Origin of the sequence: Burkholderia sp. Ac-20345 (genome assembly GCF_017104825.1) — a bacterium.
Classification (GTDB): Bacteria; Pseudomonadota; Gammaproteobacteria; order Burkholderiales; family Burkholderiaceae; genus Burkholderia; species Burkholderia lata_B.
Window position 1 is genome coordinate 51,291 of sequence record NZ_JAAGPO010000041.1, and the last position, 17,094, is coordinate 68,384.

The following is a 17,094-nucleotide window of genomic DNA, read 5'->3' on the forward strand; positions in this document are numbered from 1 at the left end:
AAACTATGCTTCACGACCCGTCATTTCGCGTCATTCGCGAGCGGGCCAAAATCCCTGAAAGGCAAGCGGGACAAGGCCAAGAGCCTGATTCAAAAGGCTTTGATCCATCCCGCTCAAACTATCCGCCCCCCGTAGTTCAATGGATAGAACAAGCGCCTCCTAAGCGCTAGATACAGGTTCGATTCCTGTCGGGGGGACCAGCCAAGCCCCAAACCATCCCCAAGATTCACAAGAAATCCCCCGCTCAAGCCCGTCTGGCGGACCTCCAGCTCACATCGTTACCCAAGGTTGCTCAGTGACAGCCGGAGAAAGTGCTGGAATTTTTGTTGGTATCAGCCGATACCAACAACACAGATACCAACAATGCCTCTCACTGACGTGCAGGTACGGAACGCGAAGGCCAGCGCGGCCCCGTACAAACTCACGGACGGCAATGGAATGTTCTTGCTCGTCCAACCGAACGGCGCGAAGTACAGGCGCTTGTCCTACCGCTTCCTTGGCAAGCAGAAGTAGCGCGACGAAGCCCGCGAGCAGATCGCGGCCGGCATCGATCCGGGCGAGGCGAAGAAGGACGCGAAACGGGCCACCGAAATTGCGGCGGCAAACTCGTTCGAAACGGTAGCCCGCGAGTGGTTCGACTCCCAGCGTCCGGGCTGGAGCGACGGCTACGCGGAGAAGGTGCTGAATTCCCTTGAGGTCGACGTGTTCCCGAAGATCGGCCCTCGCCCGATCGCGGAGATCGATTCGCCACAGATGCTCAGTATCGTTCGTGAGATCGAAACGCGCGGCGTGCGCGAGACGGCGAAGCGAATCCTCCAGCGCTCCCGCGCGGTCTTCCAGTACGGAATCATGACCGGTAGATGCTCCAGGAATCCGGCGGCAGACATCGATGCGCAGACGGTCTTGAAGAAAGGTCCCGGCGTGCAGCACATGGCCCGCGTTAAGGCGACTGAGATTCCGCAACTCGTGCGCGACATCGACGCTTACCAAGGCGACCTAGTCACCCGGCTCGCGCTGCGCCTGATGGCGCTGACCTTCGTGCGGACAACGGAAATGATCCGTGCGGAGTGGTCGGAGTTTGACGAAGTCGCCGCAGAATGGCGCGTACCGCCGGAGCGCATGAAGATGCGCGACCCGCACATAGTGCCGCTATCACTGCAGGCGCTCGATGTGCTCGCCCAACTCCGAGCGCTCAATGGCCAGCATCGATTCGTGTTCTACAGCGTGCAAGGCCGGAGCCACATTTCGAACAACACCATGCTCTATGCGCTCTATCGCATGGGCTACAAGTCGCGAATGACGGGGCACGGGTTTCGCGGGCTGGCGGCTACAGCTCTGCGTGAACTCGGCTTCGGGCGGGACGTTGTAGCGCGCCAGATGGCACACGCCGAACGCAATCGGGTGACGGCCGCCTACGTCCACGCCGAGTATCTGCCGGAGCGCAGGCAAATGATGCAGGCGTGGGGCGATCATCTCGACCGCCTCAAGGCAGGAGCGGAGGTCGTTCGTATCGCGTCGGTCCGATAGCGGGTTGACGTCGTCCTCACCGGTTCGCCCACCCCGCGTCACTGCCAGCGATGGGAGTGGGCGTCCGTTGTCACTGAATGTGAAACGTCGCGGCGATTACATGTCGCTCGAAATAGACGTACAAAGCAAGCAAAGCCAAGCCCGTAACAATGCCTGCGACACGCTGCGTCGTGACTTTCCTTGGCGCGGGAGAAATGTCCACCACGTTTCGCCGCTCCATATGGCGATTAGCGGCGTACAGCACCGCCGCTAATGCAGCCGCTCTGACAACTGCGCTCAAAATTGTCATGCATCCCCCGATTTATCCGCTTCGTCTTGTGCGTTGCCGATTGACAGGTCTCTGTGCGAAGGCAACCCAATTTTCTTGTTACGCGTGTTTGCGGTGATCGCGCTCAGATTGTGGACGATTTTGGTAATGGTGTCGAAGACCTCCAACGGGTCGAACGCGAACGACGAGCCCGCTACCGCCCCCCTCATGGTTATGCCCCCGTTGCTGCGCGCCTCCCACCGATTTATCAGGGTTGGCATCGCACTGCCGACTCCCTGCATTTCGGTATGAATATGCCCCCCCTTAGGCGGGCCGGGAGTAGGAAAAACACGCCGGTGTGAGCCCCCGCGTCTTTGCCCTAGACGCAGGGTCCCCCGATTTCCGGCCACCCCGACACTTGCGACCGGCGCGACAATACCTGATCGGGGCGCATCGTGGCCCCCCCTCGAAAGCACGTCGTCGATGCCCTTCGAATCCCGGAGAGCCGCGCCCCGTCTGGCTGACGGTCGCTACAGTCGGTCGACGCCTGTCCGCTCAGTGCAAAACGAGTTGGAGATTTGGAGATAAGCGCCTGAATCGGCCGCAAAGCCTTGTGGGGTAAGGCTTCGCGTGTCTCCAAACGATTTGGAGAACGCTGGAGATACTGGAGATAAACCGGGCTGGATTGTTACGGTGGCGGCAAGATTATCGGCAGCCGCCCGCCCGGTTCCGTCTGGCGCGTAACCGCTTCAAGAAATAGGAGCACGATATGACCACACATACATTGTTTGATCTGCTCGACCGGCTCGACTCCGCAAAAATTCACTACACGCTGAGCCGCAATCGACCAGATACCGTATTGGTTTCGGTTACCGTGGTTGGGATGCGGGTCGAAGTAGACGTGTTCCCGGATGGGCACACCGAGGTTTGCACTTTTCGTGGAACGGAGGAGCCAACTGACGATGCCAATGCGCTGGAACAGATCATCGAAGCAAGTCGAGACTGAATCGAAATGCCGGTAGTGACGCGAATCACGCTCCACAGGCGCCTCAAGATCACTCTCGCGTACCGCAACGACCGGGATTTACTTCTTGACCTGCGCGCCACCCAATACCGTGCATGTCGACCGTCTTCCGGAATCGATTGACTCTCCACATCAGCCCTAGTACACTTCGCGCCGCGGGGTGGAGCAGTCTGGCAGCTCGTCGGGCTCATAACCCGAAGGTCGTAGGTTCAAATCCTACCCCCGCAACCAATACCGAAGCCCGCTCTGCGAAAGCAAGCGGGCTTCTTGCTTTCCACATGCACGGCTGCGTGTGCACCGACTGGCCACACTGCACACGGATTGCGGAATATTCAGACGCCGGCATCACCTGCGACACACGACCGCACCTTGTCCAACCGCCACGGCTCTGCGCCAGAAATTGCGTAGAATTCCGAACCTTCTTCAGCATCGGGACTCCCGCAATGATTCGAGCGATCGCGGCACTCGCCGCGCTTTCAGCGATGGCCGGCACGGCAAACGCCGCCGACACCCTCACCGCGCCTGCAACGCAGCGCTATGTCAGCCCCGGCATCGCCAACGTCACAGGCGCAGCGGCGCCGCGCCCTGAAACCGCCTCCGCCGACGCGCGCTGCCGTGAACTGGCCGCCGGCATCGACGCCGTCACGCACACCCCCGACCGCGGCCAGAAGGTCGTGCGCGGGACTGGCCCGGACGGCAAGCCGCGCACCGAACTAATCGCTTACGACAAGCGCGCCGATCTCGAAGCCGAGCATCACCGGCTCGGCTGCCGATAACGAACGCAACACCGCCCGGCCAGGTCAAATCGCGCCGGGCGTCCGCATTCACGCGTTTGCACCACCATCGATCGTCAACCCGGTCCCGTTGATCGACCGCCCTTCCGGCCCGACCACGAACGCGACGAGCGCCGCCACGTCGTCGGCCTTGCCGTACTGCGGGATCGCCATCCGCGAACGCTGCGCACCGGCATGTTCGCCGTCGGCCGGGTTCATGTCCGTATCCGTCGACCCCGGATGCACGATATTGACCGTGATGCCGCGCGGGCCCAAATCGCGCGCGAGCCCCTGCGTCCAGCCGATCAGCGCAGCCTTGCTCGCCGCATAGAGACTCATCCCCGCATCGGGCACGCGCGTCGCGAGGCAGCTGCCGGTCGACACGATGCGCCCGCCCTCCCCGAGGTGCCGCGCCGCCGCCTGCGACGCGACGATCACCGCACGCACGTTCACGTTCAGCGTCGCGTCGATATCGTCGAGCGTGAGGTCGTCCAGCGCGCCGGCCCGGAAAATCCCCGCGTTGTTGACGAGGATGTCCAGACCGCCGAACGCCTCCGCCGCACGATCGACCGCGTCGCGCACGGCCACCGGATCGGCGCTGTCGGCCTGGATCGCGACGGCGCGGCGGCCGAGCGCCTCGATGCCGGCGACGACGGCCTGCGCCCGCTCGGCCGATTTCTCGTAGGTAATCGCGACGTCCGCGCCATCGGCCGCCAGCCGTTTCGCGATCGCCGCGCCAATGCCACGGCTGCCGCCCGTGATGAGTGCACGCTTGCCCTGAAGTCGGTTCATGTCGATTCCTTTCCTCATTTATGTAACGACCAACACAGAATGTGGCAGGTTGCGCGACACAGTCAATTGATTTAATTTATCGATCGATACAGATATCGACGAAGGAACGGACGCAATGGCTGAACGGGGCCGACCGAGAAGCTTCGACAAGGAAGCGGCGCTGGAGCGCGCGATGGAGGTGTTCTGGCGCCTCGGCTACGAAGGCGCATCGATGACCGACCTGACGGCCGCGATGGGCATCGCGTCGCCGAGCCTGTATGCGGCGTTCGGCAGCAAGGAAGCGTTGTTCCGGCAGGCGCTCGACCACTACCGCGCAACGGAAGGACGGGAAATCTGGGGGGGCGTCGAACAGGCCGGCAGCGCGCACGACGCCGTGCGGAACTACCTGATGGATACGGCACGCGTGTTCACGCGGCGGTCGAAGCCGGCCGGTTGCCTGGTCGTGCTGTCGGCGCTGCACCCGGCCGAGCGCTCCGATACGGTCCGGCAAACGCTGATCGCGATGCGCGAGCGCACGGTGCAGAATCTGCGCGAACGGCTCAAGCAAGGTGTCGCGACCGGCGAGATCGCCGCACAAGCGAACCTCGACGCGATCGCACGGTACTATGTGACGGTCCAGCAGGGGATGTCGATCCAGGCGCGCGACGGTGCGAGCCGCCGCGATCTGGAGGCCGTCGCGCAAGCCGCGCTGGCCGCGTGGCCAGCGCTCGTCGGTACGGGTGGCACAGGCGGCGCTTAACGGCCGGACGCCGCCGCTGCGCGCAGCCGCGCCGTAACGTTACTGCTTCGCCGCGTGCTGCACGTCCTTCGACACATGCCACACGCGATAGCGCACCTCGAAGCCATCCGGCACATAGACGACGAGCGGCAGGCGGCTGTTGTAGCGCAGCAGTTGGCCGTCACCACGCACCTGCACGAACCGTTGCTGCGGCGCCTGTCCCGGGCACGCCATCAGCGTCGATGCCGGCCCCTTCACGTCGGTGAGCTGGTAGTACGTATAGCCCCAGCCCTTCACGTCCTCGGCGGTCAGCTCGCCGCCGAACCACTGCTGGTTACAGTCGGTCTGCAGCGTCTTGCCGATCATCAGCTCGACGCGCGCATCGCCTTCGTTCTCGAGCGCGGGCAGCGCGATCACGACGCGCTGCTGGCCGGCCGCTGCCTGCGGAAACATCTTGATCGACTCGGCCGTCACGGCGGGCGCCGACGCAGGCGCGGCCACGCAGGCAGCGGCAGTCGTCACGCAGAAGGCGGCCAGCACGGCCCGGATCGCGAATTTCATCGATGTGCTCCTGAAAAACAAATGAGCTCCGGATGCTAACACTTCCGTCACATGACCTTACGCCGCTGTAATTTGACGACACAATTGCAAACAGCTGGCAATCCCCTTGCGCGGTACTTATAGGGGAACCAACGGAGAACATCATGCTGAAGCTCATTGCTGCCGCCGGCGTCGCCACCCTGCTGGCCGGCTGCGTCGTCGCCCCGGACGCCGGATACGGCTACGGCCAGCCCTACTATTCCTCGCCGGGCTACGCGTACAGCCCGTCGCCAGTGTACGGCACGGTCAATATCTGGGGCGGTGGCGGCGGACGCGACTGGGATCGCGGCCGGCGCGATTACCATCGCTGGGACGGCGATCGTGGCGATCGAGGCAACCGCGGTAACGGCTGGGGGCGCGGCGGCGGACACCGCGGCGACTGGAACGACGGCGGCGGAAACGGCGGCGGCCATCGCCACTGACGCGCATTTGCAACCGTTTGTATCCGCGCACGGCCCGCCGGAGGTAGCCGACGCGTCATGCAGACGAACGGACGGCTGCGCAAAAGACAAAGGCCCTTGCTTGAAGCGAGGGCCTTTTGTCGTCCGGTGCGGTGAAGCGAACGTCGGCGGCGCCGGCCATCCGGCACCGCCCGTTCACGCGTCGCGCTTCCGCCTGCTTACCAGCCGGCCGGCTGCGCGTAACCGCCCGATACCGGCGCGCCGCAGACATACGCGCGCTGGTAGCGGTCGTAGCAATAGTTCGGGCCGTCGTCCTGATACTGCGCCTGCTGGTAGGTCGGATACGCAGGCTGCTGGTAGGCAGGCGCCTGGTAGTACGTCGGCGGCTGATAGGCCGGTGCCTGGTACGCAGGCGCCTGATATGCAACGGGCGGATTCATCGCGGACGTCACGATCGCGCCCAGCACCGCGCCGCCGATCAGCGCGCCGATGACGGCGCCACCGTCGCGGCCATGCGCGGACGCCGGACCGGCCACGGCAAGCGAACCGGCGAGGACACACACTGCGGCAATTTTTTTCATGATGGACTCCCACGCGAAGTGGTACTGGATGCGATCCATTGTGGCGGCTCGCGGCCGTAATAGATGCAGCAAGTGGTAACGCGCGATTACCGGTATCACGCACATCGAAATGCGCCGTCGCCGTGCTACGATTTTCGGCACACAGGAGACGCCGTCATGCAGCCCGAAACCGCCCGCCGTTTCGATACGGAATTCGCCCCGCGCATCGCGCAGGCGATCGCCACCTTCTTCGCCGATCACGTGCTGACCGACGTCGTCCCGTACAGCGGCCACGGGCACCCGACGCGCGTGCAGATCCGCAGCACGCCGCACGAGCATGTCAGCGGCTTCGAGCATCCGCTGAACCTCGAGCTGACCTGGGATACCGACGAAATCGAGCGGCTGATGGAGCCGGACGGCCCGCAGCGCTTCGAGCACTACCTGGCCGCGCTGCCGAAAAAGCTGGGCGCGTGGCAGGGCGCGCGCGACATCGATCTCCTGTCGCGCACGCAGGCCGACCCGCTCGTGCGGCTCGGCGGCCTCGACTTCGAAGGCTGAGTGCCGGCGTCGCGCGATGCGGCCCGGTGATACACTCGACCGGCCCCGCACCGGTGCAATCGCGCCGGCCGGGCCGCTCATCGCCGCCTCCACCCTTCCGCATGGTTGCGCACGCAACCGGCAACCGGGCGCGCGGACAACCACGCATCTGCTCCCGCCATGAACGCCGATACCGGCCTGCCGCTTCCCCAACGCTACTGGGCGATCGTCTGCGTCGCACTGGGCATCACGCTCGCCGTGCTCGACGGCGCCATCGCGAACGTCGCACTGCCGACGATCGCGCGCGACCTGCACGCATCCGACGCAGCGTCGATCTGGATCGTCAACGCGTACCAGCTCGCGGTCACGATCACGCTGCTGCCGCTCGCGTCGCTCGGCGAGCGCATCGGCTATCGCCGCGTCTACATCGCGGGGCTCGCGCTGTTCACGGCGGCGTCGCTCGGCTGCGCGCTCGCCGGCTCGCTGCCGATGCTGGCCGTGATGCGCGTGATCCAGGGCTTCGGCGCGGCCGGCATCATGAGCGTCAACGCGGCGCTGGTGCGGATGATCTACCCGTCGTCGCTGCTCGGACGCGGGCTGTCGATCAACGCGATGGTGGTGGCGCTGTCGTCGGCGATCGGGCCAACGGTCGCGTCCGCGATCCTGTCGTTCGCATCGTGGCCGTGGCTGTTCGCGGTCAACGTGCCGATCGGCATCGCTGCGGTATTCGGCAGCCTGCGCGCACTACCGGCCAACCCGCTGCACGACGCACCGTACGATTTCGCGAGCGCGCTGATGAACGCGTGCGTGTTCGGGCTGCTGATCACGGCCGTGGACGGGCTCGGCCACGGCGAACGCCATGCGTACGTCGCGGCCGAGCTGGTCGTCGCGTTCGTCGTCGGCTACTTCTTCGTGAAGCGCCAGCTGTCGCAGCCGGCACCGCTGCTGCCGGTCGACCTGATGCGTATCCCGATGTTCGCGCTGTCGGTCTATACGTCGACGGCGTCGTTCACGTCGCAGATGCTCGCGTTCGTCGCGCTGCCGTTCTGGCTGCAGAATTCGCTCGGCTTCTCGCAGGTCGAGACGGGCCTGTACATGACACCGTGGCCGCTCGTGATCGTATTCGCCGCGCCGCTCGCGGGCGTGCTGTCGGATCGCTATTCGGCCGGCATCCTCGGCGGGATCGGGCTCGCGCTGTTCGCGGCCGGGCTGCTGTCGCTCGCGACGATCGGCGCGCACCCGGGCACCGTCGACATCGTGTGGCGGATGGCGCTGTGCGGCGCGGGCTTCGGGTTGTTCCAGTCGCCGAACAACCGCGCGATGCTGTCGTCGGCGCCGCGCGAACGCAGCGGCGGCGCGGGCGGCATGCTGAGCACCGCGCGGCTGACCGGGCAGACGCTTGGCGCCGCGCTCGTCGCATTGATTTTCGGGCTCGCGCCCGATCGCGGGCCGACGATTGCGCTCTATGTCGCCGCGGCATTCGCGGCGGTGGCCGCGGTCGTCAGCATGCTGCGCATCGCGTCGCCGCGGCCGGACGCGGCGACCTGACGCCGCCGCGCGCCGCATACGTGGCAGAGCATCATGCCGCGTCGAGCGCGTCCATCACGAAGCGCACGCGCGCCTTCACACTCTCGCGCGGCAGTTCGATCAGCCGGTAGCCATATGACGTGTAGCACTCGACCATCGCGTCGTAGGTGCGCACGGCTTCCGCGAAATCCTGCCGGCGCTCGGTGTCCTGCGCATAGATGTCCGGCCACGGCGGCGCAATGAACACGCGCCGGTGATAGCGGAAACGGCGGGCCGCGGCTTCCGCATGCGCGGGTACCGCCAGCCCTGTCAGCCGCAGATAGCCGACTACGTCCGGCACGCCGCGATCGAAGAACACGGGCCCGCGCGCGTGGCGCGCCAGATCGTACGAGCGCATCTCCCAGCTCAGCATCAGCTCGGCGAACGCGGCCGGGTCGCGCCAAGGCAACGCCTGGCCGTCGATCGCCATCTGGTCGCGGATCACGCCGCGCCCGGCTTCCTGCGAGCGCGAGAAACCGGCGCGCTCGAGCGCGTCAAGCAACGTGCTCTTGCCCGAACCCGGGCCACCGGTCACGACGAAGAAGCGGCCGGCGGCGGCGTCGATCGCGTCGCCGTCGGCGCCTCCCTCCTGCACTAACTCACGCATGCGCAACCCGCCGGCCCGCGCGCCGCGTGACCGACGCGGCGGCCGCGACACTGCGCAAGTCGGCGACGAACGTATCGCGCCAGACCGACAGTTCGTTCACGCGCAGCCGCGCGAAGTTTTCCTCGTGGCGCGCCTGCCGCTCCGCGAGCGGCATCGACAGCGCGCGCTCGAGCGCCTCGGCCATCTGCGACAGGTCGTACGGATTGACGAGGAGCGCGCCGGTCAGCTCGGCCGCGGCACCCGCGAACTCCGATAGCACGAGCACGCCCGGATCGGCCGGATCCTGCGACGCGACGTACTCCTTCGCGACGAGATTCATCCCGTCGCGCAACGGCGTCACGTAGCCGACCTGCGACATCCGGAAGAACGCCATCAGCAGGTTGCGCTCGTACTTGCGGTTCAGGTACTGGATCGGCGTCCAGTCGAGCTGCGAGAAGCGGCCGTTGATGCGGCCCGCCTCGCCTTCGAGCGTTTCCCGAATGTCCTGATAAGTCTTCACGTCGGAACGCGTCGGTGGCGCGATCTGCAGCAGCGACACGCGCCCCTGCCAGCCCGGCGCGTTCGCGAGCATCCGCTCGAACGACTGGAAGCGCTCGACGAGCCCCTTCGAGTAATCGAGGCGGTCGACGCTCATCACCAGCTTGCGGCCGTCGAGCGCTTCGCGCAGCATCTTCACCGGCTTGCGCACGCTGTACTGGACGGCCGCCTGCGCGATCGCGTCGGGATGCACGCCGATCGGATAGGCGGCCACCTTCACGACGCGGCCATGCGCATGCAGCATCCCGTCGTCGCTCGCCGCGCCGATCCCGCGCCGCTCGATGTAGTCGGTAAACGCCTGCTTGTCGGCCTCGGTCTGGAAGCCCGCGACGTCGTACGCGCACATGAACTTCACGAGATCCTCGTGCGGCGGCACGAGACGCAGCATGTCGGGCGACGGAAACGGAATGTGCAGGAAGAAGCCGATCGGATTCTTCACGCCGAGCTCGCGCAGGTAATGCGCGAACGGCAACAGGTGATAGTCATGCACCCAGATCAGGTCGTCGGGGCGCAGCAAAGCGGCGAGCTGCTTCGCGAGCATCGCGTTCACGCGCAGATAGCCCGCGTACTCCTGGCGGTCGAAGCGCGCGAGATCGCCGCGGTAATGGAACACCGGCCACAGCGTCGCGTTCGAGAAGCCGCGGTAGTACTGGTCGTAGTCGCGCCGGGTCAGCCCGACCGTCGCATAGGTGACGTTGCCGTCCCGCTGGATCGCGGGCTCGGTGTCGGGTGCGCCGACGATCTCGCCGTTCCAGCCGAACCAGACGCCGCCCGTTTCCTTCAGCGCGTCCATCACGCCGACCGCCAGGCCACCCGCGCTCGGGCGCGTGTCCTCGCCGGCGGCGACACGGTTCGATACCACGATCAATCTGCTCATGCGGCTTCCCCTCCTCGATTCGATTGGCTGGCGCGCGGTGCGCGCCAAGGCGGACACGGCTGCCCGACGGCGGCCGTGCGGCGCTTCAGACGTGAGCAATGCAGGTGTGAAAGGCAGCGGCGGAATGCGGCGGCAATGGCATCAGGCGTCCTGCTCCTGGCCGAGATCCCGCTGATAGTCGAGCCCTTCCGGGCGGGCACCGCCCTGGTTGTGATCGCCGTCCGACGGCGTCTCGCCGGGCGTGCCGGCAGGCGGCGCCGATGGCGCGTCGGTCTGCGGACGCAGGCGGTCTGTCCCGGCTTCGGACGGCCGGGGCGAAAACCGTTTCGAACGGCGCATGGCTGGGTGTCTCATGTGCGGCGCGGCTCGAGGCCGTCGTAGAAACATTCCATAACTAAAGAGTCTAGGTCGCTTCCTTGCACGCCAGAGTAACAATTACCTTCAATTTGTAACGTTTCGACCCCGCTCTATTCATCTATCCGACAATAGCGCCGCGCGCACGCGCGGCCTGCCGTCCGGCGATTTGTCAAAGCTTTGCATTTTTCCTATGACAATTGCGAAACAATGACGCGGCATGAGGGCGCGCATGCGTTGCCGCTCACCCAGACAGGACTTGCACTCAGGGATGAACATTCGTATCGAATCGCCGCGCCGGGCCACGCCGGCGCGCGTCGTGCTGGCCGCGATCGCCACGGCCGCACTGCTGTCCGGCTGCAACTCGCTGTACAGCGAGGGCGCGACAGCCGGCGCCGGTATCGCGGGCGCCGCGATCGCCTCCAAGGTCACCAACAACGCCGCCGTCGCGACGGGCATCGGCCTCGGCGCCGTCGCCGGCGCGCGTGCGGGCGTCCAGTACACGCAGCGCGTCGCACACCGTTACACACAGGAACAGATCGCGAAGGCCGCCGGCCCGCTCGACGTGGGCGGCGTCGCGCCGTGGTCGACACACCACTCGTTCCCGATCGAGGACGACGAGCAAGGCCGCGTGACGGTCAGCCGGATGATCAGCATCGGTCCGCTCGACTGCAAGGAAATCGTGTTCGCGGTCGACACGCCGGCGAAGGCCGACAAGGCCGCGCAATCGGCGTTCTACGTCGCCACGATCTGCCGCGACGGCCCCGCGTGGAAATGGGCGTCGGCCGAGCCGGCGACCGAACGCTGGGGCGCGCTGCAATGAGCGTCGCGCTTCGTATCGCGGCCATCGGCGCGCTGTGCGCGGCGGCGGCCACGCTGTCGGGCTGCGGGTCGGTCGGCGCGGCGAGCGGCGCACTCGCCGGCGCGGCGACGGGCCTCGTCACCGCGAACCCGGCGGTCGGCGTCGGTGTCGGGATTGCGGTGCAGGCCGCGACCGACGAAGCCGTCAACCGCACGATGAAACAACTCCATCAGAACCAGCAGGACGCGATCGCGAAGACGGCCGGCGGCCTGGCCGTCGGCGAAGTGAAGCCGTGGAAGGTGAAGAACACGCTGCCGCTCGAAAACGGCGAAGGCGAAGTGCGCGTCACGCGTGCGTATTCGTCAGCGCTCGCGATGTGCAAGGAATTCGCGTTCTCGGTGAAGGACGGCGACAAGGCCGACTGGTATTTCGCGAATGCGTGCCAGCAAGGCACGCGCTGGAAGTGGGCGTCTGCGGAACCGGCGGTCGATCGGTGGGGGAATCTGCAGTAAGGGAGTGGTGCGTGGCACCCTCACCGTTCCGTGCGTCCGCGCCGGCAGTCGTTACATACGCGCAAGAAGCTGCGCCACCCGATCCTTGATCCTCGCCGACAGCGCATCGTCCGGATTGTAGGTCAGGCACCGCTCCAGGTCAGCGATCGCAGCCTTGATATCGCCCAGCGTCTCGTAAGCGCGGGCGCGGTTGAAATAGACGAAAGGCTGATCGGGATTGAGCTTCAGGGCCTTGTCGAAATAATCCAGCGACTTCTGGTAGCCGCCGCCTTCGAGGAAAATCGTCGCGAGCGTGCAATACGCCGACGCATCCGTGTACCCCAGCTCGATGGCCCGGTTCAGATCGCTCAACGCCAGATCCGTCTTCTTGATCATCGCGAAGGTCGTGCCGCGGTCGGCATACGTCGCCGCGTCTTCCGGCGCAATTTTCAGGATGTCGCCATAAAGCCCAAGCGCATCTTCGATTCTTCCTTGCGATACGAAGCCGCGCGCCCGCATGCGGATCGGTGAAAAATCAGGACTCTTATAGGTCATTCAAAACCACTCCAGAAACTTCGCCTTTCCGTCGGCCGGCATGGGCAGCACGCGCCGCGGCGAATCGCACGCCTTGGCCACGCCGCAGGTCATGCCTGGCTTCGGGATCATGTCAGGACTCGACGTCCTCGAGACTGAAAATCTCGGTCTGATCGTTGTACGAAAAGATCTCGCCGTAACGGCCCCAGTCGATCACCGCGTCGAGCGTCTCCTCGGCTGCACCGTCCGACAGGAAATCCTCCAGCTCCTGCTCGAAGCGCACGCGCGGCGCACGATGGCCGGGGCGCTCGTTCAGCACCTTCTTGATCCGCGCGGCGAGCGGCACGTGCTTCAGCAGGTGATCCGCGAACATCAGCTTGCGCTCCTGCGTGCCGAATTCCGCGAACACGCGCCCCGGCGGCGTCAGGAACACGTCCCCTTCCCGCACGTCCGCGAACCCGAGGTACTGCAGTACTTCGGCGATCGGGAACAGATCGTCGACCTCGAGGTGCAGCGTGCGCGCGATTTCCGGCATGTCCGCGCGGCCGTGGTACGGCGCCATCGCGAGCGTTTCGATCAGGCCGGCCATCAGGTTGGTCGACACCTGCGGCAGCCAGCTGCCGAGCTCGAGCCCCTTCTTCGTCGCCTCGCCGGTCTGGCGGGCCGTCATCTTCGCGTAAATGTCGTCGACGAGCTTGCGGAACGCCGGGTCGAGACGGTTGCGCGGATGCTTGAACGGCACCTTGATCTCGGCGATCACGCGGCCCGGGTTCGATGACAGCACGAGGATCCGGTCGCACATGAACACGGCTTCCTCGATGTTGTGCGTGACGATCAGCACCGACTTGATCGGCATCCGGCCTTGCGTCCACAGGTCGAGCAGGTCGGTACGCAGCGTTTCGGCCGTCAGCACGTCGAGCGCCGAGAACGGCTCGTCCATCAGCAGGATCGTCGGGTCGACGACAAGCGCGCGCGCAAAACCCACGCGCTGGCGCATGCCGCCCGACAGCTCCCGCGGGTACGCATTCTCGAAACCGTCGAGACCGATCAGGTCGATCGCGGCCAGCGCACGCTCGCGCCGCTCGCGCGCGCCCACGCCGAGCGCTTCGAGGCCGGCTTCCACGTTCTGCAGCACGGTGAGCCACGGGAACAGCGCGAAGGTCTGGAACACCATCGCAACGCCCTCGGCCGGGCCGCGCAGCGGCTGGCCGAGGTAGGTCACTTCGCCGCCGGTCGGCTCGATCAGCCCGGCGATGATGCGCAGCAGCGTCGACTTGCCCGAGCCGGAACGGCCGAGCAGGCCGACGATCTCGCCTTCGCGCAGCGACAGGTTCGCATCGTCGAGCACGAGCAGCTCGCCCTGCGTCTTGTTGAAGCCGCGACAGACGTGATCGACGCGCAGGATTTCCTCACCGAGGCGCGGAGGCTGGTTCGTCTGGACGGGGGCGTTTACAGCATTCGGATTGTGCATCGCGTTTCGCTCTCAATCAGTCTCAGTCGAGCCGCAGCTTCGCTTCGGCGAAGGCATACAGCGGACGCCACAGCAGGCGGTTGAACAGGGTGACGAACAGGGACATCACGGCGATGCCCAGGATGATCTTCGGAAAATCGCCGGCGGCGGTGGTCTGCGCGATATAGGCACCGAGGCCGTGCGCCTCGATCTTGGTATTGCCCCACTGGACGGCTTCCGACACGATGCTCGCGTTCCACGCGCCGCCCGAGGCGGTGATCGCACCGGTCACGTAGTACGGGAAGATGCCGGGCAGGATCGCCTGCCGCCACCACTGCCAGCCCCGGATGCGGAAGTTCGTCGCCGCTTCGCGATAGTCGTTCGGGTAGGACGTCGCGCCGGCGATCACGTTGAACAGGATATACCACTGCGTACCGAGCACGATCAGCGGCGACAGCCAGATATCGGCGTTCAGGTGGAAGCGCGCGATCACGATCACGAACGCCGGGAACAGCAGGTTGGCCGGGAACGCGGCGAGGAACTGCGCAAGCGGTTGCAGCTTCTCGGCGAGCCGGGGGCGCAGCCCGATCCACACGCCGATCGGCACCCAGATCACCGACGCGATCGCGATCAGCACGACCACGCGCAGCAGCGTGATGAGCCCGAGCATGACCACGTGGCCGACCTCGGCCATCGTCACGCCGGTCGACACGAAGCTGATGACGCGCCACACGATATACGCGGTGCCGATCAGCACGAGCGCCGCCCACGCGATGTCGACCGTGCGCGACGCCTTCTTCTCGACTTTCGGCAGCGAGAAGCGCATCGCGCCCGACAGCGGCAGGCGCAGCGGAATCCGCGCGGCCTTCGCGAAGAACCAGCCGGCCGGCACGAGCAGCTGATGAATCAGTCGGGTGCGGCGCACGAGGTCGAGCAGCCACGATTGCGGTGCGTCGCCCGACGCGGTGTTTTCCATCCGGAACTTGTCGGCCCACGCGATCAGCGGGCGGAACAGGAACTGGTCGTACGCGAGGATCACGACGGTCATCGTGAGGATCACCCAGCCGATTGCACCGAGGTTCTTGTCCGAGATCGCCTGCGCGAGATACGCGCCGATGCCCGGCAGCGTGATGGTCTGGTTGCCGACCGTGATGGCCTCCGACGCGACGACGAAGAACCAGCCGCCCGACATCGACATCATCATGTTCCAGATCAGGCCCGGCATCGAGAACGGTACTTCGAGCTTCCAGAAGCGCTGCCACGACGTCAGGTGGAAACCGCGCGACACTTCGTCGAGGTCGCGCGGCACCGTGCGCAGCGACTGGTAGAAGCTGAACGTCATGTTCCACGCCTGGCTCGTGAAGATCGCGAAGATCGCCGCGAGCTCGGCGCCGAGCACGCGGCTCGGGAACAGCGCGAGGAAGAACGTGACCGTAAACGAGATGAAGCCGAGCACCGGCACCGACTGCAGGATGTCGAGGATCGGGATCAGCACCATGCCGGCACGCCGGCTTTTCGCGGCGAGCGTGCCGTAGACGAGCGTGAACGTAAGCGACGCGACCATCGCGGCGAGCATCCGCAGCGTGGTACGCAACGCGTATTCGGGCAGGTTCGACGGGTCGAGCGAGATCTTCTGCGTCTGCAGGGTACCGATCGGCGCCATCGTTTCGTGGAAACCGACCACCGCCATCGCGATCAGGCAGATGATCAGCGGAAACGCGATGAAATCCCACCGGTTCGGCAGGACGCGCCACGCGGACGCATTGGCGGTCCGGTTCGGATTGAAGAATCCGACGTCCATCAGGCGCCCTCCCCGGTAAGGCCGAACGAAGCCGGCAGTCGATGTTGATTCATGGCAAAGCGCACGGGTGCGGTAATTCGATTGATGACGATCGCGCGCGAGCGCGATGCGCCGTGCGTGCATGCGCTGCCGCGCCCCGGACGAGTCGGCCCGCGACGGCACGACACTACACCAACCTGTATTTCAGGTACAACCGTCCGGGAACGGCGCAGGCGGCGCACGGATCGTGCCTGGCGCGTGGACGGAGGGCGGGTACGCGGGTCGAGCAGCCCGGCCGCAGTCTTTCGGCCGGCATGCAGGCCCGAATTATGCCGTGATACGGCCCGGCCGGGAACCCGCCAGCCGCACGCCCGCGCAAACCATGTCGGGCATCACCAGCCGGATACGACTAAGCGGGTATGATCAGGGCTGGCCCTCGGGGTCTGTTGCGGACGGTCCGATGGCAACGCATGCGCGTGCCCGATGTCAACAGGCTACGGGGATCGATCGACGAGCGGGAGGAAAGGGAATGGCAGGAAACTTGGTGATCGTCTGCCGCGATCAGGATGCCGACGCGTTCTACGAACTGATGCAGGAGTACGGGTCGTTCCAGACGCGGCTGTCGTCGACGGCGTGGTACCTGAACATGAACGTCGTGCCGGAATCGCTGCAGGAGGAAATCCTGGAGCGCCTCGGCCGGTATACGACCGTCTACATCTTCGAGGCCACCACCGTGACCTACAACACCATCGACAGCAACGCGGCCGAGACGCTCGGCACGCTGTTCGGCGAATGATGCCGCGCGGCGCCAGCCCGGCCGGGCTGGCGCCGCAGCCGCTCAGGCGGCCTGTGCGTGGGGTTCGTCCTTCGGCACGACCTCGAACGGGAACGTCATCGCGACGCGCAGGCCGCCTTCG

At 65.7% G+C, this 17,094-nt stretch carries 19 protein-coding genes, 2 tRNA genes and 1 pseudogene; 12 read left to right on the forward strand and 10 right to left on the reverse strand.

Annotation, left to right across the window (positions count from 1 at the left end; translation table 11 throughout):
- The first annotated feature begins 125 nt into the window (after nucleotides 1-125).
- Nucleotides 126-200 (forward strand) — tRNA-Arg (locus G3O06_RS16940).
- A 163-nt stretch (nucleotides 201-363) separates the two neighbouring features.
- Nucleotides 364-1,527 (forward strand): annotated as a pseudogene (locus tag G3O06_RS16945) (tyrosine-type recombinase/integrase).
- A gap of 70 nt (nucleotides 1,528-1,597) precedes the next feature.
- Here the strand turns inward: G3O06_RS16945 and G3O06_RS16950 are convergent.
- A complete protein-coding gene (locus tag G3O06_RS16950) occupies nucleotides 1,598-1,816 on the reverse strand; it encodes a hypothetical protein (RefSeq protein ID WP_205816850.1) in 219 nt (72 codons plus the stop codon).
- 727 nt (nucleotides 1,817-2,543) lie between these two features.
- Here G3O06_RS16950 and G3O06_RS16955 point away from each other — a divergent pair.
- The 3 genes from G3O06_RS16955 (at nucleotide 2,544) to G3O06_RS16965 (ending at nucleotide 3,574) form a co-directional block, all read left to right on the forward strand.
- Nucleotides 2,544-2,780, forward strand: a complete 237-nt coding sequence (locus G3O06_RS16955; RefSeq protein WP_205816851.1) for a hypothetical protein — start codon at nucleotides 2,544-2,546, stop codon at nucleotides 2,778-2,780.
- Between the two features lie 172 nt (nucleotides 2,781-2,952).
- Nucleotides 2,953-3,029, forward strand: a tRNA-Met gene (locus G3O06_RS16960).
- A gap of 212 nt (nucleotides 3,030-3,241) precedes the next feature.
- Nucleotides 3,242-3,574, forward strand: a complete 333-nt coding sequence (locus G3O06_RS16965; RefSeq protein ID WP_174916460.1) for a hypothetical protein — start codon at nucleotides 3,242-3,244, stop codon at nucleotides 3,572-3,574.
- Nucleotides 3,575-3,622: 48 nt separating this feature from the next.
- On the opposite strand, the gene G3O06_RS16970 is transcribed toward G3O06_RS16965, so the two are convergent.
- Nucleotides 3,623-4,363 carry an SDR family NAD(P)-dependent oxidoreductase gene (locus G3O06_RS16970; protein WP_059732928.1) on the reverse strand — a complete coding sequence of 247 codons (741 nt, stop codon included), beginning with the start codon at nucleotides 4,361-4,363 and terminating at the stop codon, nucleotides 3,623-3,625.
- A gap of 115 nt (nucleotides 4,364-4,478) precedes the next feature.
- Here G3O06_RS16970 and G3O06_RS16975 point away from each other — a divergent pair, with 115 nt between their 5' ends.
- The gene (locus G3O06_RS16975) at nucleotides 4,479-5,102 is read left to right on the forward strand and encodes a TetR/AcrR family transcriptional regulator (protein ID WP_205816852.1); all 624 of its coding nucleotides are present in this window, start codon (nucleotides 4,479-4,481) and stop codon (nucleotides 5,100-5,102) included.
- Nucleotides 5,103-5,141: 39 nt separating this feature from the next.
- Here G3O06_RS16975 and eco read toward each other — a convergent pair whose 3' ends face one another.
- Entirely contained in the window at nucleotides 5,142-5,642 is a 501-nt protein-coding gene (eco, locus tag G3O06_RS16980) for a serine protease inhibitor ecotin (RefSeq protein ID WP_205816853.1), read from the reverse strand.
- A 143-nt stretch (nucleotides 5,643-5,785) separates the two neighbouring features.
- Here eco and G3O06_RS16985 point away from each other — a divergent pair, with 143 nt between their 5' ends.
- A complete protein-coding gene (locus tag G3O06_RS16985) occupies nucleotides 5,786-6,103 on the forward strand; it encodes a hypothetical protein (RefSeq protein WP_174916457.1) in 318 nt (105 codons plus the stop codon).
- A gap of 197 nt (nucleotides 6,104-6,300) precedes the next feature.
- On the opposite strand, the gene G3O06_RS16990 is transcribed toward G3O06_RS16985, so the two are convergent.
- Nucleotides 6,301-6,663, reverse strand: coding sequence for a hypothetical protein (locus G3O06_RS16990; RefSeq protein WP_089440766.1), 363 nt, complete (start codon nucleotides 6,661-6,663; stop codon nucleotides 6,301-6,303).
- A gap of 156 nt (nucleotides 6,664-6,819) precedes the next feature.
- Between G3O06_RS16990 and G3O06_RS16995 the strand changes: the two genes are divergently transcribed.
- Both G3O06_RS16995 and G3O06_RS17000 read left to right on the forward strand, forming a co-directional pair.
- The gene (locus G3O06_RS16995; protein WP_205816854.1) at nucleotides 6,820-7,200 is read left to right on the forward strand and encodes a DUF5594 family protein; all 381 of its coding nucleotides are present in this window, start codon (nucleotides 6,820-6,822) and stop codon (nucleotides 7,198-7,200) included.
- 159 nt (nucleotides 7,201-7,359) lie between these two features.
- Nucleotides 7,360-8,727 carry an MFS transporter gene (locus G3O06_RS17000; RefSeq protein WP_174967746.1) on the forward strand — a complete coding sequence of 456 codons (1,368 nt, stop codon included), beginning with the start codon at nucleotides 7,360-7,362 and terminating at the stop codon, nucleotides 8,725-8,727.
- Between the two features lie 31 nt (nucleotides 8,728-8,758).
- Here G3O06_RS17000 and G3O06_RS17005 read toward each other — a convergent pair whose 3' ends face one another.
- From G3O06_RS17005 to G3O06_RS17015, 3 genes are all read right to left on the reverse strand, one after another.
- Nucleotides 8,759-9,352 carry an AAA family ATPase gene (locus G3O06_RS17005; protein ID WP_205816855.1) on the reverse strand — a complete coding sequence of 198 codons (594 nt, stop codon included), beginning with the start codon at nucleotides 9,350-9,352 and terminating at the stop codon, nucleotides 8,759-8,761.
- The gene (gene otsA, locus G3O06_RS17010) at nucleotides 9,345-10,766 is read right to left on the reverse strand and encodes an alpha,alpha-trehalose-phosphate synthase (UDP-forming) (protein ID WP_205816856.1); all 1,422 of its coding nucleotides are present in this window, start codon (nucleotides 10,764-10,766) and stop codon (nucleotides 9,345-9,347) included. The genes G3O06_RS17005 and otsA overlap by 8 nt, the downstream gene beginning before the upstream one ends.
- 141 nt (nucleotides 10,767-10,907) lie before the next feature.
- A complete protein-coding gene (locus tag G3O06_RS17015; protein WP_174967778.1) occupies nucleotides 10,908-11,105 on the reverse strand; it encodes a hypothetical protein in 198 nt (65 codons plus the stop codon).
- A gap of 286 nt (nucleotides 11,106-11,391) precedes the next feature.
- On the opposite strand from G3O06_RS17015, the gene G3O06_RS17020 reads away from it, so the two are divergent.
- Nucleotides 11,392-11,943 carry a hypothetical protein gene (locus G3O06_RS17020; protein ID WP_205816857.1) on the forward strand — a complete coding sequence of 184 codons (552 nt, stop codon included), beginning with the start codon at nucleotides 11,392-11,394 and terminating at the stop codon, nucleotides 11,941-11,943.
- Nucleotides 11,940-12,434, forward strand: a complete 495-nt coding sequence (locus tag G3O06_RS17025; protein ID WP_174916450.1) for a hypothetical protein — start codon at nucleotides 11,940-11,942, stop codon at nucleotides 12,432-12,434. Before G3O06_RS17020 ends, G3O06_RS17025 begins: the two co-directional genes overlap by 4 nt.
- A gap of 51 nt (nucleotides 12,435-12,485) precedes the next feature.
- Here G3O06_RS17025 and G3O06_RS17030 read toward each other — a convergent pair whose 3' ends face one another.
- The 3 genes from G3O06_RS17030 to G3O06_RS17040 form a co-directional block, all read right to left on the reverse strand.
- Nucleotides 12,486-12,968, reverse strand: a complete 483-nt coding sequence (locus G3O06_RS17030) for a tetratricopeptide repeat protein (RefSeq protein ID WP_205816858.1) — start codon at nucleotides 12,966-12,968, stop codon at nucleotides 12,486-12,488.
- A gap of 112 nt (nucleotides 12,969-13,080) precedes the next feature.
- On the reverse strand, nucleotides 13,081-14,418 hold the full coding sequence (locus G3O06_RS17035; RefSeq protein WP_011352844.1) for a nitrate/sulfonate/bicarbonate ABC transporter ATP-binding protein: 1,338 nt from the start codon (nucleotides 14,416-14,418) through the stop codon (nucleotides 13,081-13,083).
- A 22-nt stretch (nucleotides 14,419-14,440) separates the two neighbouring features.
- Nucleotides 14,441-16,198 (reverse strand): ABC transporter permease subunit, encoded by a 1,758-nt coding sequence (locus G3O06_RS17040; protein ID WP_174967740.1) that lies wholly within the window; start codon nucleotides 16,196-16,198, stop codon nucleotides 14,441-14,443.
- A 508-nt stretch (nucleotides 16,199-16,706) separates the two neighbouring features.
- Here G3O06_RS17040 and G3O06_RS17045 point away from each other — a divergent pair.
- Nucleotides 16,707-16,973: a hypothetical protein gene (locus G3O06_RS17045; protein WP_011545926.1), complete on the forward strand. Its 267-nt coding sequence runs from the start codon at nucleotides 16,707-16,709 to the stop codon at nucleotides 16,971-16,973.
- Nucleotides 16,974-17,094: the final 121 nt, after the last annotated feature.